General features: G+C 39.2%; 15 protein-coding genes, 1 other RNA gene and 1 other annotated feature. Of the genes, 4 read left to right on the top strand and 12 right to left on the bottom strand.

Annotated elements, in window-relative coordinates; all coding sequences use genetic code 11:
- Positions 1–298: 298 nt before the first annotated feature.
- From MWJ95_RS12925 to hisS, 4 genes are all read right to left on the bottom strand, one after another.
- Complete coding sequence (locus MWJ95_RS12925; RefSeq protein WP_249105898.1) at positions 299–565, bottom strand: GrpB family protein; 267 nt, start codon at positions 563–565, stop codon at positions 299–301.
- 92 nt (positions 566–657) lie between these two features.
- A non-coding RNA gene (ssrS, locus tag MWJ95_RS12920) (6S RNA) lies at positions 658–856 on the bottom strand.
- Positions 857–992: 136 nt separating this feature from the next.
- Positions 993–2,762, bottom strand: a complete 1,770-nt coding sequence (aspS, locus tag MWJ95_RS12915) for an aspartate--tRNA ligase (RefSeq protein WP_249105896.1) — start codon at positions 2,760–2,762, stop codon at positions 993–995.
- 269 nt (positions 2,763–3,031) lie between these two features.
- Entirely contained in the window at positions 3,032–4,297 is a 1,266-nt protein-coding gene (hisS, locus tag MWJ95_RS12910) for a histidine--tRNA ligase (RefSeq protein ID WP_249072695.1), read from the bottom strand.
- 118 nt (positions 4,298–4,415) lie between these two features.
- Positions 4,416–4,657: a binding site (T-box leader), on the bottom strand.
- Between the two features lie 162 nt (positions 4,658–4,819).
- Here hisS and MWJ95_RS12905 point away from each other — a divergent pair.
- Entirely contained in the window at positions 4,820–6,394 is a 1,575-nt protein-coding gene (locus MWJ95_RS12905; protein WP_249105894.1) for an N-acetylmuramoyl-L-alanine amidase family protein, read from the top strand.
- A gap of 200 nt (positions 6,395–6,594) precedes the next feature.
- Here the strand turns inward: MWJ95_RS12905 and MWJ95_RS12900 are convergent, their stop codons facing one another.
- From MWJ95_RS12900 to MWJ95_RS12880, 5 genes are all read right to left on the bottom strand, one after another.
- Positions 6,595–6,810: a DUF2642 domain-containing protein gene (locus MWJ95_RS12900; protein ID WP_249072697.1), complete on the bottom strand. Its 216-nt coding sequence runs from the start codon at positions 6,808–6,810 to the stop codon at positions 6,595–6,597.
- Positions 6,811–6,883: 73 nt separating this feature from the next.
- On the bottom strand, positions 6,884–7,324 hold the full coding sequence (gene dtd, locus MWJ95_RS12895; protein WP_249072698.1) for a D-aminoacyl-tRNA deacylase: 441 nt from the start codon (positions 7,322–7,324) through the stop codon (positions 6,884–6,886).
- Between the two features lie 93 nt (positions 7,325–7,417).
- A complete protein-coding gene (locus MWJ95_RS12890) occupies positions 7,418–9,613 on the bottom strand; it encodes a RelA/SpoT family protein (protein ID WP_249072699.1) in 2,196 nt (731 codons plus the stop codon).
- Between the two features lie 370 nt (positions 9,614–9,983).
- The gene (locus tag MWJ95_RS12885; protein ID WP_249072700.1) at positions 9,984–10,898 is read right to left on the bottom strand and encodes a pseudouridine-5'-phosphate glycosidase; all 915 of its coding nucleotides are present in this window, start codon (positions 10,896–10,898) and stop codon (positions 9,984–9,986) included.
- A gap of 4 nt (positions 10,899–10,902) precedes the next feature.
- The gene (locus tag MWJ95_RS12880; RefSeq protein ID WP_249105891.1) at positions 10,903–11,994 is read right to left on the bottom strand and encodes a carbohydrate kinase; all 1,092 of its coding nucleotides are present in this window, start codon (positions 11,992–11,994) and stop codon (positions 10,903–10,905) included.
- A gap of 328 nt (positions 11,995–12,322) precedes the next feature.
- Here MWJ95_RS12880 and MWJ95_RS12875 point away from each other — a divergent pair, with 328 nt between their 5' ends.
- Positions 12,323–12,481, top strand: a complete 159-nt coding sequence (locus MWJ95_RS12875) for a hypothetical protein (RefSeq protein ID WP_249105889.1) — start codon at positions 12,323–12,325, stop codon at positions 12,479–12,481.
- On the opposite strand, the gene MWJ95_RS12870 is transcribed toward MWJ95_RS12875, so the two are convergent.
- A complete protein-coding gene (locus MWJ95_RS12870; protein WP_249105886.1) occupies positions 12,482–13,741 on the bottom strand; it encodes an MFS transporter in 1,260 nt (419 codons plus the stop codon). It abuts the gene before it with no gap.
- A 217-nt stretch (positions 13,742–13,958) separates the two neighbouring features.
- Between MWJ95_RS12870 and MWJ95_RS12865 the strand changes: the two genes are divergently transcribed.
- Entirely contained in the window at positions 13,959–14,405 is a 447-nt protein-coding gene (locus MWJ95_RS12865; RefSeq protein WP_249105882.1) for a MarR family winged helix-turn-helix transcriptional regulator, read from the top strand.
- Between the two features lie 676 nt (positions 14,406–15,081).
- On the opposite strand, the gene MWJ95_RS12860 is transcribed toward MWJ95_RS12865, so the two are convergent.
- Both MWJ95_RS12860 and recJ read right to left on the bottom strand, forming a co-directional pair.
- A complete protein-coding gene (locus MWJ95_RS12860) occupies positions 15,082–15,594 on the bottom strand; it encodes an adenine phosphoribosyltransferase (protein WP_249105879.1) in 513 nt (170 codons plus the stop codon).
- A 33-nt stretch (positions 15,595–15,627) separates the two neighbouring features.
- A complete protein-coding gene (recJ, locus tag MWJ95_RS12855; RefSeq protein ID WP_249105876.1) occupies positions 15,628–17,946 on the bottom strand; it encodes a single-stranded-DNA-specific exonuclease RecJ in 2,319 nt (772 codons plus the stop codon).
- A 323-nt stretch (positions 17,947–18,269) separates the two neighbouring features.
- On the opposite strand from recJ, the gene MWJ95_RS12850 reads away from it, so the two are divergent.
- A complete protein-coding gene (locus MWJ95_RS12850; RefSeq protein ID WP_249105873.1) occupies positions 18,270–18,623 on the top strand; it encodes a hypothetical protein in 354 nt (117 codons plus the stop codon).
- Positions 18,624–18,842 lie beyond the last annotated feature (219 nt).

The following is an 18,842-nucleotide window of genomic DNA, read 5'->3' as shown; positions in this document are numbered from 1 at the left end:
TTGCAAAAATAAAAAGTACTTTTTTATATTTTCTAAATTTTTAGATGGATTATCATAACGTGGGGTTGATTTCCGTTCCGGCTGGGCGCTTTGCCGCTGACGCTTCACTTTCGCGCAGAGCAGAGCTTCCTGGGGGCGTCGGGGCAACATGTGTTTTTTGCGCGAAAGCGTAGTGTTAACGCAGCGGCAGCAGCAGGATGTTGGTCACGAAGGCGTTATCACAGGATGTGATGGTTTTAGCCTTCGTTCCCCTATCGCTAATCCCCAAGGAGTCGCCCAGCCTCCACTTCAATCAACTTTATACACAAAGTATAGCTTTTACAAATGTTCTCATTTCTTTTAAAAATGACTCTGAAATATTATCAATATCATCAACACCCATAATAATATCGATCACTGGCTTTGCCTGAATCCCCTCAATCGATGTACTACCAATATGTTGAATACGATCACAATGGATATTCGTATGTTCTATAATCATAGAACGAGCTCGTATAAATTCATTTTTCCATTCATTATCATACGGCAAAATTTTCACTTCATTCTTTTTTAAGCCAAGGATCATGTCTGTTCTCCTCTGTCTTTTTGAGTAACTATTTATTTGCACTAAAAAAGGAGCTATTTTATGCTCCCTTTTGTACGTATTTACTATGTATGACGAATCCCGGTTGTGCCGTTATACCAAGAAACATTCGTTTTGAACCCGCAATTCGCAGGGGGGTGCCCGCTTTGCAGCTTTAAACGTCCCGCTCCGTTGGGGCTTGTTTGCGACTACAAAATGAAGGCTCCCGATTCAAAAGTGTTCGGTCAAAACTGTTAAGTAGAGCTGGCAATTAGACGAACACATCAGGATTCGTATTACAGTTATAATAACACCTTATATCTGATAATTCAAACTATTTTCTTTAGAAAAATCTAAATTCTTGCGAAAACGCAAAAAATACCTAGATTCTCAACAAATTTTGCTAGAGAACCCAGGTATTTAGAATTAATTATTTTCTGAATGGTTTGATGGCTAAACTTAACTCGCTTAATTGATCAGGAGACACTTCACTTGGTGCGTCTGTCATTAAGCAGCTTGCACTTGCCGTTTTCGGGAATGCAATTGTATCACGTAAATTGTTGCGACCTGCAAGTAGCATGACGAAACGGTCAAGACCAAATGCTAGTCCTCCGTGTGGTGGTACACCGTATTCAAATGCTTCTAATAAGAAACCAAATTGCGCCTTCGCTTCTTCTTCTGAGAAACCAAGTAATTTAAACATTTTTTCTTGTAAATCGCGCTCATAAATACGTAATGAACCTCCGCCAAGCTCATAGCCGTTTAATACGATATCATACGCTTGTGCTCGCACTGCTGAAGGATCAGTATCCATTAACTGAATATCTTCATCGAATGGACGTGTGAATGGGTGATGGGCAGCATAGTAACGACCATCTTCCTCAGAGTACTCAAACAATGGCCAATCTGTGATCCATAGGAATGCAAATTCTGATTCGTCGATTAAGCCTAAATCTTGTCCTAATTTCGTACGAAGTGCACCTAGAGATGCTGCTACAACAGACGCTTTATCAGCTACAAATACTAAAATATCGCCTACTTCAGCTTTCATACGTTCAATTAATGAAGCTGCTAAAGCATCGTCAAAGAATTTTGCAATTGGTCCATTTAAGCCTTCTTCTGTTACTTTTAACCAAGCAAGACCTTTTGCTCCATAAATGCCAACAAATTTTGTCAGTTCGTCCATGTCTTTACGAGAATATTTATCTGCTGCACCTTTAATATTGATACTCTTTACTTGTTTGCCTTGAGCTACTGTATCAGCAAATACTTTGAAATTACAGCCATCAAAAATATCGTTTAATGCAACTAACTCTAAGCCAAAACGTACATCAGGTTTATCTGAGCCGTAACGATCCATGGCTTCTTGATATTTCATTCGTTGGAATGGAGCAGGGATATCAATGCCTTTTACTTCTTTCATTACAGCTTGGATTAAGCGTTCATTCATTTCTAAAACTTCTTCTTGTGTAAAGAAGCTTGTTTCAATATCTACTTGTGTAAACTCTGGTTGACGGTCAGCTCGTAAGTCTTCATCACGGAAGCAACGTGCGATTTGGAAATACTTCTCGAAACCAGATACCATTAATAATTGCTTAAATAGCTGAGGTGATTGTGGTAATGCATAAAATTCACCTTCATGAACACGTGATGGTACTAAATAGTCACGAGCACCTTCTGGAGTTGATTTTGTTAAAATTGGTGTTTCTACTTCTAAGAAGCCTTCGTTTTGTAAGAAGTTACGAATTGTACGAGTAACGTCTGAACGCATTTTGAAAGTATCAAACATTACAGGACGTCGCAGGTCAAGATAACGATATTTTAAACGTAAATCTTCGGATACATCCGTGCGATCTTCGATTTGGAATGGTGTTGTTTTTGCCGTATTAATCACGACTAATTTTGTAGCTTCTACCTCAATTTTACCGTTTGGTACATTTGGGTTGATTTGATCTTCTGCACGAAGAATGATTGTTCCTTCCACTTCGATTACGTATTCACTACGTACTTTATCCGCTAAAGCATGCGCTTCTGCTACATCAGGACTAAACACTACTTGTGTGATTCCAGTACGGTCACGTAAATCAATGAAAATTAAACCACCTAGGTCGCGGCGACGTTGTACCCAACCTTTTAATACGACTTTTTCACCTTTTAATGCTTCTGAAAGTTCGTTACTAGCATGTGTTCGTGTTGCCATTTATTTAATTCCTCCAAAATTTATTTGGCTAATTACCATAACTTAGGGGTGATTTGCGTTCTATCTTATCCACAAAACGTCATCCCTAACTCTTGATGATTGACCATTTATTTTACTTATGTAGCATACAGTTCCTAATAAGTAGCGAATGGATGCTAAGGAAAATTAGATTTCATTTCAATGTAAATGATGTAATCTGTCCAAAATGAAGGCATAGATTTTTAATCATTTGGACAGATCATCCTGTATTGCTATAAACGATTAATCGTTTATTGTTTTAACAGGTAGTTCACTAATTCTGAGAACGCTACTTTTTGTTGTTCACCTGATTCCATATGTTTAACAGTCGCTACTTGCTCTTCTAGCTCTGTTTCCCCTAAAACAATCGTATATTTTGCACCTAAACGGTCTGCCGATTTCATTTGAGCTTTCATTTTGCGATCTAAATAATCCATCTCCGTAGAAATGCCCTTTGCACGGAAGGTACTTGTTAATTCTACAGTTTTTAGCTTCGCTTCTTCGCCCATAGCGATCATATAGACATCAAGTCCTGATGCTGTATCTAATTCAACACCCTCAGCTTCGAGTGCAAGTAACAAACGCTCGATACTTAATGCGAAACCGATACCTGGTACTTCAGGTCCACCGATTTCTTGCACAAGGCCATTATAACGACCTCCACCACAAAGTGTAGTTATTGCGCCAAAACCAGAAGCCGTTGACATAATTTCGAAAGTAGTATGATTGTAATAATCAAGACCCCTTACAAGATTTGGATCAACCTCATACGTAATACCCAGTGTATCTAAATACGTTTTAACTTGAGCGAAATATGCTGCTGATTCCTCTGTTAAGAAATCAGTTAATGCAGGTGCAGATTTCATTAATGGGTGCTCGCGGTCTACCTTACAATCCAAAATACGTAATGGATTTTTTTGCAAACGATTTTGGCAATCCGAACAAAACTCATGAATATGTGGTTCGAAATGTTGTAGCAGCGCTGTACGGTGTGTTTCACGTGTTTCTTTATCGCCAAGTGAATTAATGACTAATTTTAAATCCTTTAAACCAGCGGATTCATAGACATCCATTGCAAGTGCAATTACTTCCGCATCAATAGCTGGATCAGCTGAACCAATGGCCTCTACGCCAAATTGAACAAATTGACGGTAACGCCCTGCTTGTTGACGTTCATAGCGGAACATTGGTCCTAAATATGAAAGCTTTACTGGTTGATCAGGTGCACCAAACATTTTATGCTCCACATAAGCACGAACTACACCAGCTGTATTTTCTGGACGTAATGTTAACGAACGGCCACCGCGATCTTCAAATGTATACATTTCCTTTTGAACAACATCTGTTGTTTCACCGACACCACGTGCAAATAAATCTGTTTGCTCAAAAATTGGTGTGCGAATTTCATTGTAGCGATAAACACGACAGATATCACGGATAACTGCTTCTATCTTTTGCCATTTTTCTGATTGACCAGGCAAGATATCTTGTGTCCCTCGTGGCACTTTAAAACTCATAGAAAAACCTCCTTTATAAATTGCTTATGAACAAGCTGTCTTCTGGTCTTCTTTCATTTTTGAGGAACGAAACGCTCAAAATGTCCAATAAAAAAAAGCCCTCGCCTCCTTGCGTATTGCAAGGGACGAGAGCTGTGCAAGCTTCCGCGGTTCCACCCTAGTTGACGCATCAAATACATGCGTCCTCCTCCTAATCGGATAACGGCCGATTCCGTTTTTTCCTACTAAGCGTTACTTTTCAGAAAAAAGCCTCTCAAGTGTTGTTCACAATATACATTTTTGTAGGAAAGATTTCAGCCTAGGTCTTTCCCTCTCTTCTTCAATAGAGGTATATGCTACTTGCTTGGTCATAAGCGGTTAATCATTTTTGATTACCCTTTATGTTAGTCACAACAATAGGCAATGTCAACTGTTTTTGTTTTTTTTACAATACATTTGTTAAAATAACAAATTCCATTACCTTTTTCCCAAGAAATCTATTACAAAAGCATGGTAAAATAGCACAAGAATAGGAGGAATCTGATGAGGAAAAAACTTTTAAATATTAGTATCATCTTCGTATTAGTGCTAATGATTGCGATTCCAAGTATGAATAATGTTCAAAAAGCACTAGCCAACACCAGTGATTTAAAAGTAAATGGAACGATTCTTCATTTACGTGAGGGACCTGGCCTATCCTATCCAATCATTACAACATTAGATGAGGGTGATCCTTTAACTTCTATTAGTCTAGAAGGCGATTGGATTCAAGTAAAAGCAGGCGATTACGAAGGTTGGGTAGCCTCCTGGCTGACAGCTTCAATCAACGATAAACAAATGATTGATAAAACATTAATTTCACAAGTCGATCGTCTAAATATCCGTACTGAGCCTGACATATCTTCAGCAGTTCTTGGACAATTATCAATAGGAAACCAAGCAACACTTATTGAAAAAAATGGCGAATGGGCAAAAATAGATTGGAACGGACTAGTTGGGTGGGTATCTACTGACTATGTTACGATCAATGACCTACCCGAAAAAAAGACAGAAACTAACGAACCAAAAATTGAAGTATCTACAAAAAAAATCAACAAAGATACAACATTTACAGTTTTAGTGGATTCGCTTAATGTGCGCCAACAGCCCGACTTAAATGCTAAAAAAATAGGTACTGTTTCAAATGGACAAGCCTTTAAAGTGCTAGCTCAAGAGCATAACTGGGTACAAATTCAATATAACAACAAAATAACAGGTTGGGTTTATAGCTTTTACGGCACTTATTCAAATACTAAAAAAACGGCATCCAAATCTACATCGTCCTCAGAGCTTGAATCTGTCACAATCATTTATAATGGGACAAACCTACGGACAGATGCAACAACAGCAGCTGATGTTGTTACACGTGTAGATGCTGGTGAAACCTACCCTATTGTGGGCGCTAAAAATGACTTTTACGAAATACAAGTAAATGACAAAACTGCATTCGTGGCAAACTGGGTCGTTACTACCACTTCGTCAGGTAATGCCGCAACTGCTATAAAAAAGGAAAAATCTGAGCCACGCAAGAAAGGCACTTTAAATGGGCTTACAATTGTCGTAGATGCAGGACATGGTGGAAATGATCACGGCACTACAGGACAACGTGGAACAAATGAGAAGGAAATTACATTGAAAACGGCATCTCTACTTGGTTCAAAGTTAAGTGCCGCTGGAGCCAATGTTGTTATGACAAGAGAATCTGATGAATATGTGGCACTTCGTAAGCGCGTATCCATTGCGCACCAGTATGAAGCAGACGCTTTTATCAGTATTCATTATGATGCAACAGACGATAGCTCTGTTAATGGCTTTACCTCATATTATATGAACAGTAATCAACAGGGTCTTGCAGAGGCAATAAATAAGGGACTCTCAAATAAAATAGATTTAAAGAATCGTGGGACCCAGCAAGGGAATTATTTAGTTTTACGAGAAAATCGCCAACAGGCTGCCCTTATAGAGCTAGGCTACTTAAGTAATGGTAGTGAGGAACGTTTTATTACAACCGCTAAATTCCGTGAACAAGCTACTCTCGGCATCTACCAAGGTATTTTAAACTACTTTAACGAAAATTAATAAAGCGAAACTTGAGATTCTTAGTCTTCACCAATCGAGCAATAACAAATAAGCTGCGAAGGAAAGTAGAACTGTACTTCCTTGCAGCTTATTTATTATGCACTTATGAAATTATTTATGACTATTTCGTTTAAATCCATTATGCCTAACGCTAAAACGAAAAAGGCTCCAACTCACTTTACATGTGATCCTCTATGCGCTTATTCTTTTCTTTTTGCTACCGTCACCCATGCTATTTCCTTCATACAAATGAAAAGCGGTGTACGGCTAACCTCTACAACGATATCGTCTGGTAATACAGAGATTAATTTTCCTTGCTGAATATTTTTCTCAGTTTGTACTACAATTTCCTGACCAATCATCATGTTAAGAGTTTCGTATAAATATGGATTTGATATGCTTCCTACTTGCGTCATCCTTCATACACTTCCTTCCTACAAAACTAACCATACTATTTACTGTATGAAGAAATTATAGGAAATGTACCATTTATTTAGACTCAAGAAGTATTGTAATCGGGCCATCATTTGTTAGTGCAACATCCATCATTGCACCAAATATTCCTGTCTCCACATGTAAACCGTGTTCAAGCAAGGCATTATTAAACGCCTCCCATAACGGTTCCGCAACTTCTGGTCTTGCTGCACTTGTAAAACTTGGACGATTCCCTTTTTTAGCATCCCCATACAATGTAAATTGTGAGACGGATAGAATAGCCCCTCCATGCTCTAAAATGGAATGATTCATTTTTCCATCAGCATCCTCCCAAAGGCGGAGATTCGCTACTTTTTTCGCTAAATATTCAACATCCTCTTGCGTGTCCCCGTGTGTAATGCCCACTAGAAGAACATAACCGCTATCAATAGCTCCCGTCACTTTTCCGTCAACAGTAACAGAGGCGGCTTTACTACGTTGTAAAACGACTTTCATTCTTTAAAACCTCAATTCTCTTTCATTGTGATGCACCAGAAAATCCATTACTCGATACATAACAAAATGGCCATCATATATTTGGTCAAGAAATTAGTTAATAACACGTTGTACTGAATATATATCAGGCGTTTGCTTAATACGTTCCACTACTTTATGCAAATGTGAAATATTTGAAATCGAAATCGTTAAATGAATCGTTGCCATTTTTTCGCGGTCTGCACGACCACTCACTGCTAAAATATTCGTTTTCGTTTCGCTAACAATTTGCATAATTTCATTTAAAATGCCTGGTCTATCAAAGGCTGAAACTTCAATATCAACAGGATATTCTTTTTTCTCTGGGGCAAGTCCGTGTTCCCATTCAACCTCTATTAGGCGCTCCTGTTCATCATCAACTTGAATATTTGGACAGTCTGCACGGTGCACTGAAACACCTCGACCTTTTGTAATGAAACCTACAATTTCATCTCCAGGAACTGGCGTGCAGCAACGTGAAAGTCGAATAAGCATATTGTCGATATCTTTTACGATAACACCCGATTCCGTACGTTTTTGTGGAATAGGGTTTTTCATTTTTTGTTCAATTTTCTCAAGCGCTTCTTCCTGTTCACGCTCTTTACGACGTTTTTCCGCTAAGCGATTAACAACCTGTTGAGCTGTAATTCCATTCACGCCGACAGCAGCATATATATCTTCTTCATTTGTATAGTTAAATTTTTCACATACACGTTTCAAATTTTCTGCTGACATTGTTTCTTTTACGTCAAAATCTTGTGCACGGATTTCCTTTTCTATCATCTCTTTACCTTTGATGATGTTCTCCTCACGAAGATGACGTTTGAAAAATTGCTTTATTTTATTTTTTGCCTGTGAGGATTGGGCTATTTTTAGCCAATCGCGGCTCGGACCAAATGATTGCTTAGAAGTTAAAATTTCAATAATATCTCCCGTTTTTAACGGTGTATCAAGCGGTACCATTTTACCATTGATTTTCGCGCCAATTGTACGATTTCCAACTTCTGAATGCACACGGTATGCGAAGTCGATAGGTACAGAGCCTGCTGGTAATTCAATGACATCTCCTTCTGGTGTGAATACATAGACCATATCAGAGAATAAATCAAACTTTAAAGATTCCATAAATTCTTCAGCATTAGAAGATTCATTTTGGAATTCTAAAATTTCTCGGAACCACGTTAATTTCTGGTCGACATTTTGTTTTTCGTTATCAACTTTTTTACCTTCCTTATACGCCCAATGCGCTGCAATCCCGTACTCGGCAATTTTATGCATTTCCTTCGTACGAATTTGAACTTCTAATGGGTCACCATAAGGGCCAATTACTGTTGTATGCAGTGATTGATAGAGGTTTTGTTTTGGCATTGCGATATAATCTTTAAAACGTCCAGGCATTGGCTTCCATAAAGTATGCACAATCCCAAGTACGGCATAGCAATCTTTAATACTATCGACAAGTACACGAATGGCTAATAAATCATAAATCTCGTTGAATTGTTTCTTTTGTAATACCATCTTACGATAAATACTGTAAATATGTTTTGGACGACCATAAACATCTGCTTCAATTTCAACATCTGTAAGCTGTGACTTCATCTCTGCCATTACATTGTCTAAATAGGCTTCACGTTCATCACGTTTTTTCTTCATAAGACTGACAATGCGATAATATTGCTGTGGATTTAAATAACGAAGTGCTGTATCCTCAAGCTCCCATTTAACAGTTGAAATCCCAAGACGATGCGCAAGTGGTGCAAAAATTTCAAGCGTTTCTTTAGAAATACGGCGTTGTTTTTCTGCTGGTAGATGCTTTAACGTGCGCATATTATGTAGACGGTCTGCCAATTTAATCAAAATGACACGAATATCCTGCGCCATCGCTACAAACATTTTCCGATGATTTTCTGCTTGTTGTGCTTCTTTCGATAAATATTTAATTTTCCCTAGCTTTGTTACTCCGTCTACAAGTATCGCAACCTCTTCGCCGAATTCACGTACCAAATCGTCGCGTGTAAAATCCGTATCCTCGACAACATCATGTAAAAAACCAGCCGCAACTGTTTCAGGATCCATTTGTAATTCAGCTAAAATACCAGCTACTTGCACAGGGTGAATAATATACGGTTCACCCGAGCTTCGGAATTGCTCAATATGGGCATCCCTTGCTAATTCATATGCTTTTTTCACGAATGCGACATTTTCATCATTCATGTAGGATTTGACTAACTCAAAAACGTCCTCGGGAGTCAAAATTTGCTCTTTCGCCATAACATGTCCACCTTGCTCGTCAAATTTTTCAGATTAGATATAAACTTAATTGTATAAAATTATATGGGCTATTGTAAAGTAACTGTGTCATTTTGTTTAGTTATTCTCATGAACAATGCGAAAAATGGAAAAATATTCTCTGAAATGAATAAAAAGACCCTTTGCGAATTTAATATTTCGCAAAGAGCCTATCTCTCCATATAATGGTTACTCCACTAAAAATATGGTTTTTAACCATAACGTGTGGTTGATTTCTGTGCTGATCCCTAAGGAGTCGCCCAGTCTCCACTCCAATCAACTAAATGTTTTAACATTGTCATCCATAATTTTTAGGGATCCAAAATATGAATTTTATGATCAATTGAATTGTTTAGCTTAATTTATTATATGCTACAGCAATTTTTGTACCAACTACTGCATTATTTTTCACTAATGCAATATTGGCATCAAGGCTTTTACCTTCTGTTAATTCTTTCACTTTTCCAAGTAAGAATGGTGTCACGTTTTTACCTTGAATACCGTTTTCTTCTGCTTCTACTAGAGCTTTTTCAATGATACCTGTAATGAATGAACTTTCAAGTGCTTCAGACTCTGGGATTGGGTTCGCGATAACAGCTCCACCTTGTAAGCCTAATTGCCATTTTGCACGTAGCATTTCCGCCACTTCCTCTGGTGTATCAATCTTGAAGTTTACATCAAAACCACTTTGACGTGTATAGAATGCTGGTAGTTCATCAGTACCGTATCCAACTACTGGTACACCTTTTGTTTCAAGATATTCCAACGTTAAACCAATATCTAAAATAGACTTAGCCCCTGCACAAATGACAGCAACATTTGTTTGTGCTAATTCTTCTAAGTCTGCTGAAATATCCATTGTTGTTTCAGCACCGCGGTGTACGCCGCCGATACCGCCAGTTACAAAAATTTCAATACCAGCTAGCTCCGCACAAATCATTGTTGCAGCTACTGTTGTTGCTCCTAATTTTTTTGTTGCTAAAAGATAGCCCAAGTCGCGACGAGATGCTTTTGCTACCCCTTGTGCATTACCGAACATTTCAAGTTCTTCATCAGATAAACCAATTTTAATTTTACCATCGATTAATGCAATAGTTGCTGGTACTCCACCATTATCACGAACAATTTGTTCTACTTCACGTGCAGTTTGAACATTTTGTGGATATGGCATTCCGTGGGAAATAATTGTTGATTCTAATGCTACGATTGGTAAGCCTTTCGCTTGTCCTGCTTTTACCTCTTCTGATAATACGATGAATTCTTTCATGTTGTTATTCCTCCATTTCACTGTTTAACAAATCAACTGATAATTCAGGTCTTACTGTATATGGAGATGCAAGCGTATTTTTGGCATTCGTTAAGCCTGCATCAATACATGTTGCAAAGGATTGCTCAGTAAGCCAGCTATGGATCACAGCACTGACAAAGGCATCTCCTGCACCTGTTACATCTTCAATTTTTTCAATAGCTTTAGCTGCAAAGTGACTTGGCTTCGTTGTAGTGGACGCTGCATACACACCCTTGCTACCCGCAGTAATTATTACCTGTTCAGCACCTAATGTAAGAAGTTGCTGTAAAGCCTTTTCATAATGCGCAGAGTTATGGATTTTATGACCAACAATCGTCTCTGCTTCATCTGTATTACAAATAAACCATGTAACTCCTTGCAATGTATCCGGTAATCGATTCATTTTTGGCGAAGATACCGGTACGATGACAAATGGTATGTCACGTGCAATCGCAACCTGCTGTATGTATGCCACGGTTTCCTTTGGACAATTTAAGTCCATAATAAAGCAGCCTGCATTCATCAGCATGGCCTCATGTTTTTTCAGCAAACTTGGCAATAAAAGCTCATACACTTCCATATTTGCTACAGCTAATGCTAACTCGCCCTGCTCATCCATTATCGCAGTATAGGAACCAGTCGAAGCATCTGGTAGCTGTTCCACATAGCGTAAATTCATAAATGGCTCTGAAGCTTCCTGGATCACTTGCCAATCAGCATCTTTGCCAGCAGTAGTCAACAATGTTACTTGATGATTTAATCTGCCTAAGTTTTCAGCGATATTTCGCCCAACACCACCTACACTAAATGAAGAGCTAACAGGATTAGATGTACCGAATTGGACATTACCCTTTACATGAAACTTTCGGTCAAGATTGGCTCCACCGATACAAATGATTTCATTCTCCTCAGGTAAAATATAAGCACGACCGACGATTTTCCCCTGCTTCGTTAAGCTCGACACTAAATTAGCAAGCACCGGTCGAGACAGATTCATCTTATCTGCCATCTCTTGCTGAGACATAAACGGATTCTGACGAATTAATGCAAGGACCGCCTGTTCTCTTTCATTCATAGCATCACCTTTTGTTATATTTGTTTACATTATAAACTTTTGTTTGAATGATGTCAAAAAAATTTTTTAAAAAAGTTGAAGCCGCTATGTTATTGGCTTCAACTTCAATGTTGTTGTGCAAAGTTCAGGTTTTTGCGGCGTTCTTCGCTTGGTTGGCGGCGCATTTTTGTGGTTTGGCGGCGTTCTTTGCTTGCTTGGCGGCGCATTTTTATAGTTTGGCGGCGAAACTCACACTTTTAGCGGCGAAGTCCAATATAAGCTGGACTAATGTTTTCTGTGCGAAAGCGAAACAACAACAAAAGCAGCGAAAGCAACTCGGTGCTCCGAAATGCCAATCGCTGATAAATTGCTGGGTATCGCTGATAACATCATGAACACCGCTGATAACATCACGGAAACCGCTGATAAATTGCCAGGTATCGCTGATAACATCATGATCATCGCTGATAAATTGCCGACAACCGACGATAGCATCAAGAATTCTTGATTATCGAGTATTAGCTTGATGAGGCGGTTGTTTTTTCACGATGATGACAAATAAGCTTGCCAATGCACAGAACATACCTGCAAGGAAAAAGGCCCAAGTATAGGAATCGAAAAATTTGTAAATAAGGCCTCCACCATAAGCAGCAACTGCCGCTCCTGCTTGATGTGAAGCAAAAATCCACCCATAAATAATGCCACTTTTGTTTGTACCGAAAATTTGTCTAGAAATACTAATCGTTGGAGGCACTGTAGCGATCCAATCTAATCCGTAAAAAATTGTAAAGATTGTCAGTAAAGTGAACGACCCTTGCATTAATGCATACGGGAGTAAAAGCAAAGACATTCCTCTTAAAAGGTAATACCAAAACAATAACCATCGATTATCAAAACGGTCAGACAACCACCCAGATAAAGTCGTGCCTACAAGATTAAACACGCCCATAAAAGAAAGAAAGGATGCAGCGGTTACTAAAGGGACACCAAAGCTAATACAGTAAGAAACAAAATGGGTACCAACTAACCCACTAGTTGAAAGTCCACAAATAAAAAAACTCCCCGCTAATAGCCAAAATTCTTTCTTCTTAATAGCCTCAAATAACCCATTAAAAGCAATAATAATCGGATTTTTCTTATGATTCTCTTTTTGGGTTTCAACTTCTTCTTCCATTCCATAAGGAAGAATTCCAATATCCTGCGGTTTATTTTTAATAAATATAGAAATCGTGATAAACATAACCATACTTAAAATGAGAATTAATCCAATCGCCCATCGCCAAGAATAATGCTCAATAATAATTGCTAATATAGGGAGGAGAATTAACTGCCCTGTTGCAGTACTCGCCGTTAAAATGCCTACTGCCAACCCTCTACTTTTCACAAACCAATGATTGGCTACATAAGGACTTAACACCGTTAAAAAAAGACTTGCTCCTAAGCCAATAATACCGCCCCATATAATAATTAACTGCCATGATTGAGTCATGAAAAGCGTAAGCAACATACCTACGAATAATGTAGCCATCGCCCCTAGCATCATTTTCTTTAAACCGGCTATTTCTAGTAAAGCTGCCATAAATGGACCTGAAAATCCATATAAAAATAGACTCACTGCAAATGCTAAAGCAATTAAAGACCGATCCCAATTAAATTCTTTTTCAAAGGAGTCTATAAATACCCCAGAAGATGACATAGTAATCCCTGCAACAATAATGGAGAAAAAGGTTACGACTAAAATAAACCAGCTATAATGAATACGCTTCATCTTGACACCTTCATTTCTTGAAAGATTTTTTGAAATACTCCTTAGTAATACATGTATATGCATATATTAATGGAATAAATCCCTTTTAAAAACATGTATATACATATATAATCTTAGTAATCGCTTTTACTACTGTCAAGAAACATTTTCCAGCTTAACAAAATAAATCAATAAGGCTACTATAATATTGAACCAACTCGAAAAGGAGTCCGGAGCAATGAAGAATATAGATTACACACAAATATGCGTATGTGCAAACCTTCGAAAAAAAACACGCGTCGTGACACAACTGTATGATAAATTACTACAGCCCACTGGCTTAAAAGTTACACAATACTCAATGCTAGCAAATATCGATCTTCAACAATCCGTTTCCATAAGTCAACTAGGGGAAATTTTGCTACTTGATCAAACAACTATTACTCGTAATATTAACTTGTTAAAACAAAATGGCTATGTCGATTTAAATAGAGATCCACAAGATGCTCGAACAAAGGTCATTACGCTTACAGATAAAGGGATTGAAAAATTAAACGAGGCTGCTCCAATTTGGCAAGATATCCAAGAAAGAATTATCAATGATATTGGCATTGAGAAATACGAGGATTTTTATGAAACACTTAAAACTATCCAAAAAATAATTAAAACTTATGACGAAGAATAAATAAACGAAAGAATCCATTTTGAAAATGTTTGTTCAAAATGGATTCTGCATGATGATTATCTCAATGAAATTAAGGTGTCAATTAAGTATAGCTCTTCGGCAAAATGAGGGAGTGATTTCCGTTCCGACTGAGCGCTTTGTCCCGCTGTCGCACAGATAAAACATTTGTTGCTGCCGCTTCGCTTTCGCTACATAAAACATTTGCAGCTGACGCTTTGCTTTCTCGCAGAGCAAAGCTCCCCGCAGTGAAAGCGAAACAGGCGGCTTGACGCTCGCCCCTTGAAAGCGAGTAGCCTGAAACCGAAATCACTTTTACTTCGACATTCAAATACCGCTAGCATAGTTCCCCTTTTGACAAGATTACTGCTTGCCCACCTACCATCACGCTTGGATTATTTTTATTTAGTAATTTTGTCACAATGTTAGAGGGTCTACCCATACTGTGCCCTTGGAGGAACAAGTACTTTGATTAAATTCATTTAGAAAGTGATGAGCATAAACTCTTCGTCTAAATTTACATGAATCACTACACCTGCTGGATGACCGCCAAATTTTGTTTCTGTAAAAGCGTCAATAACATAAACGGACAAAGCTACGTCTCCCTTATTATAAATAAAAAAACGCCACAAAAATGTGACGCTTTTTTGCAATCTTTATAACAAGAAACTCATCTTTATTAATATTGAATAAGTGTTTTAATGTCTAGGTCACCAAGTTTTGCACGACCGTTTAGATCTGTTAACTCGATTAGGAAGGCACAGCCAACAACTTGACCACCTAATTGTTCAACTAGACGTACTGTCGCTTCAACTGTACCACCAGTCGCAAGTAAATCATCACAGATTAATACTTTTTGACCTGGTTTAATCGCATCTTTGTGAATTGTTAGCGTATCTTTACCGTATTCAAGACCGTAGTCAGCACTGATCACTTCACGTGGTAATTTTCCTGGCTTACGAACAGGGGCAAAACCAATTTCAAGTGCATAAGCAACAGGACATCCGATAATGAAGCCACGAGCCTCAGGACCTACTACAATTTCAGCACCTAATTCTTTTGCGTAACTAACGATTTGATCTGTTGCATATTTGTATGCAGGACCGTTATCCATAATTGTTGTAATATCTTTGAAGCTGATGCCTTCTTTTGGCCAGTTTTCAACCGCTGTTACGTATTGCTTTAAATCCATGTTATTGTTCCTCCTACGAAACTTTTTCGTATATTAATGTAATCGTTCATCAAACCATTGTTTTAATTCTATATAAGGGGCATACACAAGCTTTTGCTCCATTTCAATCTGTTCTGAACGTTGTTTGTAAGACGGCGCCTCTGTAAGTGCCTGTTTTGGAGCATTCACGTTGACAGTCGTCAGTCCACTCTCCATTCTAACAAAATCAAGCTCAAAAAACACCTGTGTCATAAATTTTAATGCATCTAATGGCCAGCCCGTATGCTTCGCTAATTCAGGCAAATGCATATTTAGTGGAAAAGCAGGGCGATTCTTCAAAAACTTATAATACCAAGAGAATTGCTCGCGTGTAGGCAATCCATTGAAATACTGAGAATCTGGCATGTAAAAGTGTGCATAAATACGGGAAGGCGCCGCTTTTCGTAAGACATCTTCTAACATTTGAACATTTTGTGGCAAATCCAGTAGGACAATATAATTGCTTTGTTCTACATTTGAAAGTGTAGCATCCACTGCCAAAATCGGTACACCAATTAGGGATTGGTAATAAGTCACCGTCTCTGGACGGAAGGCGATGAATGTTGCCTCCTCTTTCGGGACCGTATTTAACCAGCGTGATGTTTGACGTATACCACGAATGTCAAATAACTGCCATTCAGTCGTTTGGACATCCTCTATCATAAATTGTGCTTTTTTACGTCCTTGCCATTCGTTAATTTGTAAATCTCCAGTAAATGATACTTTGATTCCATATGTTAACTCGTCGTGTAAATGTCCTTTATTGAATCCGACACTATCTAATTTTTCATAGCCATCCGTCAATTCCATTTTTATATGATTTTCTGCTGCTCCAATTTTCCGCATGGAGGAGATCTCCACATCTTCGAGCACATAAACAGGCTTCGGAAAATCCGTACCATATGGCCCAAGCGTAGAAATCTCTTCAATAGCATCTGCTGAAATCTCATCCATTTTTAGTGGTATATCTATATTGAGTACAGGTGTCAATTGCTCTTCCGATAAACATGCTCTAGCTTGCGTATCTAAGCGTGCTCTTAATTCATCCACATGCTCAATGGATAATGTCATCCCTGCTGCCATAGGATGCCCACCAAAATGAGGTAATATATCTCGATTTTTCGCTAATTCATTATATAAATGGAAGCCTTCGATACTACGAGCTGAGCCTTTAGCTGTTCCTTTTTCATAGTCTAATGACAGGACAATTGTTGGGCGATAATAGAGCTCTACAAGGCGAGAAGCGACAATTCCTACTACTCCAGCATTCCAGCCTTCTCCCGCAATCACTAAAACAAGTGAATCCCCGATTTTTTTATCGGATTCAATGAGAGCAATGGCCTCATCTGTAATACGCTTAACAATATCTTTGCGCTCACTATTACACGTATTAAGCTGTTTTGCCAATGCTGTCGCCTTCGTATTATCCTCAGCCATTAATAGTTCGACACCCGGTGCCGCTTCTCCAAGCCGTCCGACTGCATTTAAGCGCGGTCCAAAGTAAAAACCGATTGTTTCTTCACTGATTTTGGCTTGCTCTGCACTTGCTACTTCACACATTGCCTGCACCCAAGGACTGAGTGACCGGCGCATTTCTTCTATTCCTCGTTTTACTAGGTAACGGTTTTCATCAACTAATGGTACTAAATCCGCTACTGTTCCAACAGCAACATATTCAATTAAATGCGTTGGTAGTTCTCCATATAGAGCATGTGCTAACTTAAATGCTACCCCTACACCGGCAAGCTCACCAAATGGATAATGTCCCTCTGGAATGCGAGGGTGTAATATTATATCTGCAGGTGGTAATTCATCGCCCGGCTCATGATGGTCTGTCACGATAACATCCATACCTAGTTCTTTCGCAACACGAATCGGTTCAATACCTGAAATACCATTATCAACTGTAATTATAAGCTGCACACCCTCGTCATGTGCTTCACGAAATAGTGCTTCATGCGGTCCATAGCCGTGAATAAAGCGATTCGGTATTTTAAACGATACATCGGCACCGAGGTCAAGTAGCACATTGAGCATTACTGTCGTACTTGTGACACCATCGCAATCGTAGTCACCATATACTAGGATTTTCTCTCCATTATCAAGCGCTTGCTCTATACGTGCCACAGCTTCTGTCATACCATGCATTAAAAACGGGTCATGGATACTTGCTTCTGTCATATTTAATAAGCTCTCTGCGTCAGCAGTAGTTTCACAGCCTCGTGCAGCTAAAATTTTAGCCGCAATCGCAGAAAGTTGTAGGTCATTTTGTAATGTTTGGACAAGCTTAGCGTCTGGGCGCTCTACCTGCCATCTCTTTTTTGATAGAATCATCTTCTCACTTCCTCACGAAAGCTATTATACCGAAAATCGAGCCTATCCGCACTATCTGTCAGAATGATAGTTTTATCCATCAGATCATACTAAACTACTCGAAGAATAGAATTCAGAGTGATGGATAGAACCGGCGATGTCGTGGATAGAACCAGCTATATCGTGGTTAGAAATGCCGAAACCGCGGATAGAATCGGCTATTTCGTGGTTACAGACGATGCCGTGGGTAGAACCGGCTATGTCATGGATAAACCGCCGAAACCGTGGTTAGAACCAGCTATATCGTGGTTACAGACGATGCCGGGGTTAGAAATGCCGAAGTCATGGATAGAATCGGCAATGTCGTGGTTAGAACCGCCGAAACCGCGGATAGAACCGGCTATATCGTGGATACAGACGATGCCGTGGTTAGAACTGCCGAAGCCATGGATAGAACCAGCAATGTCGTGGTTAGAACTGCCGAAGTCATGGATAGAACTGGCTATATCGTGGTTAGAACCGCCGAAACCGTGGATAGAACCGGCTATGTCGTGGATACAGACGATGCCGTGGGTAGAACCGGCTATGTCATGGATAAACCGCCGAAACCGTGGTTAGAACCAGCTATATCGTGGTTACAGACGATGCCGGGGTTAGAAATGCCGAAGTCATGGATAGAATCGGCAATGTCGTGTTAGAACCGCCGAAACCGCGGATAGAACCGGCTATATCGTGGATACAGACGATGCCGGGGTTAGAACTGCCGAAGCCATGGATAGAACCAGCAATGTCGTGGTTAGAACCGCCGAAACCGCGGATAGAACCGGCTATATCGTGGATACAGACGATGCCGTGGATAGAATGGATAGAACTGGCTATATCGTGGTTAGAACCGCCGAAACCGTGGATAGAACCGG

Source organism: Lysinibacillus sp. Bpr_S20 (assembly GCF_023337835.1).
GTDB lineage: Bacteria > Bacillota > Bacilli > Bacillales_A > Planococcaceae > Lysinibacillus.
This window is presented reverse-complemented; position numbering and strand designations above follow the sequence as displayed.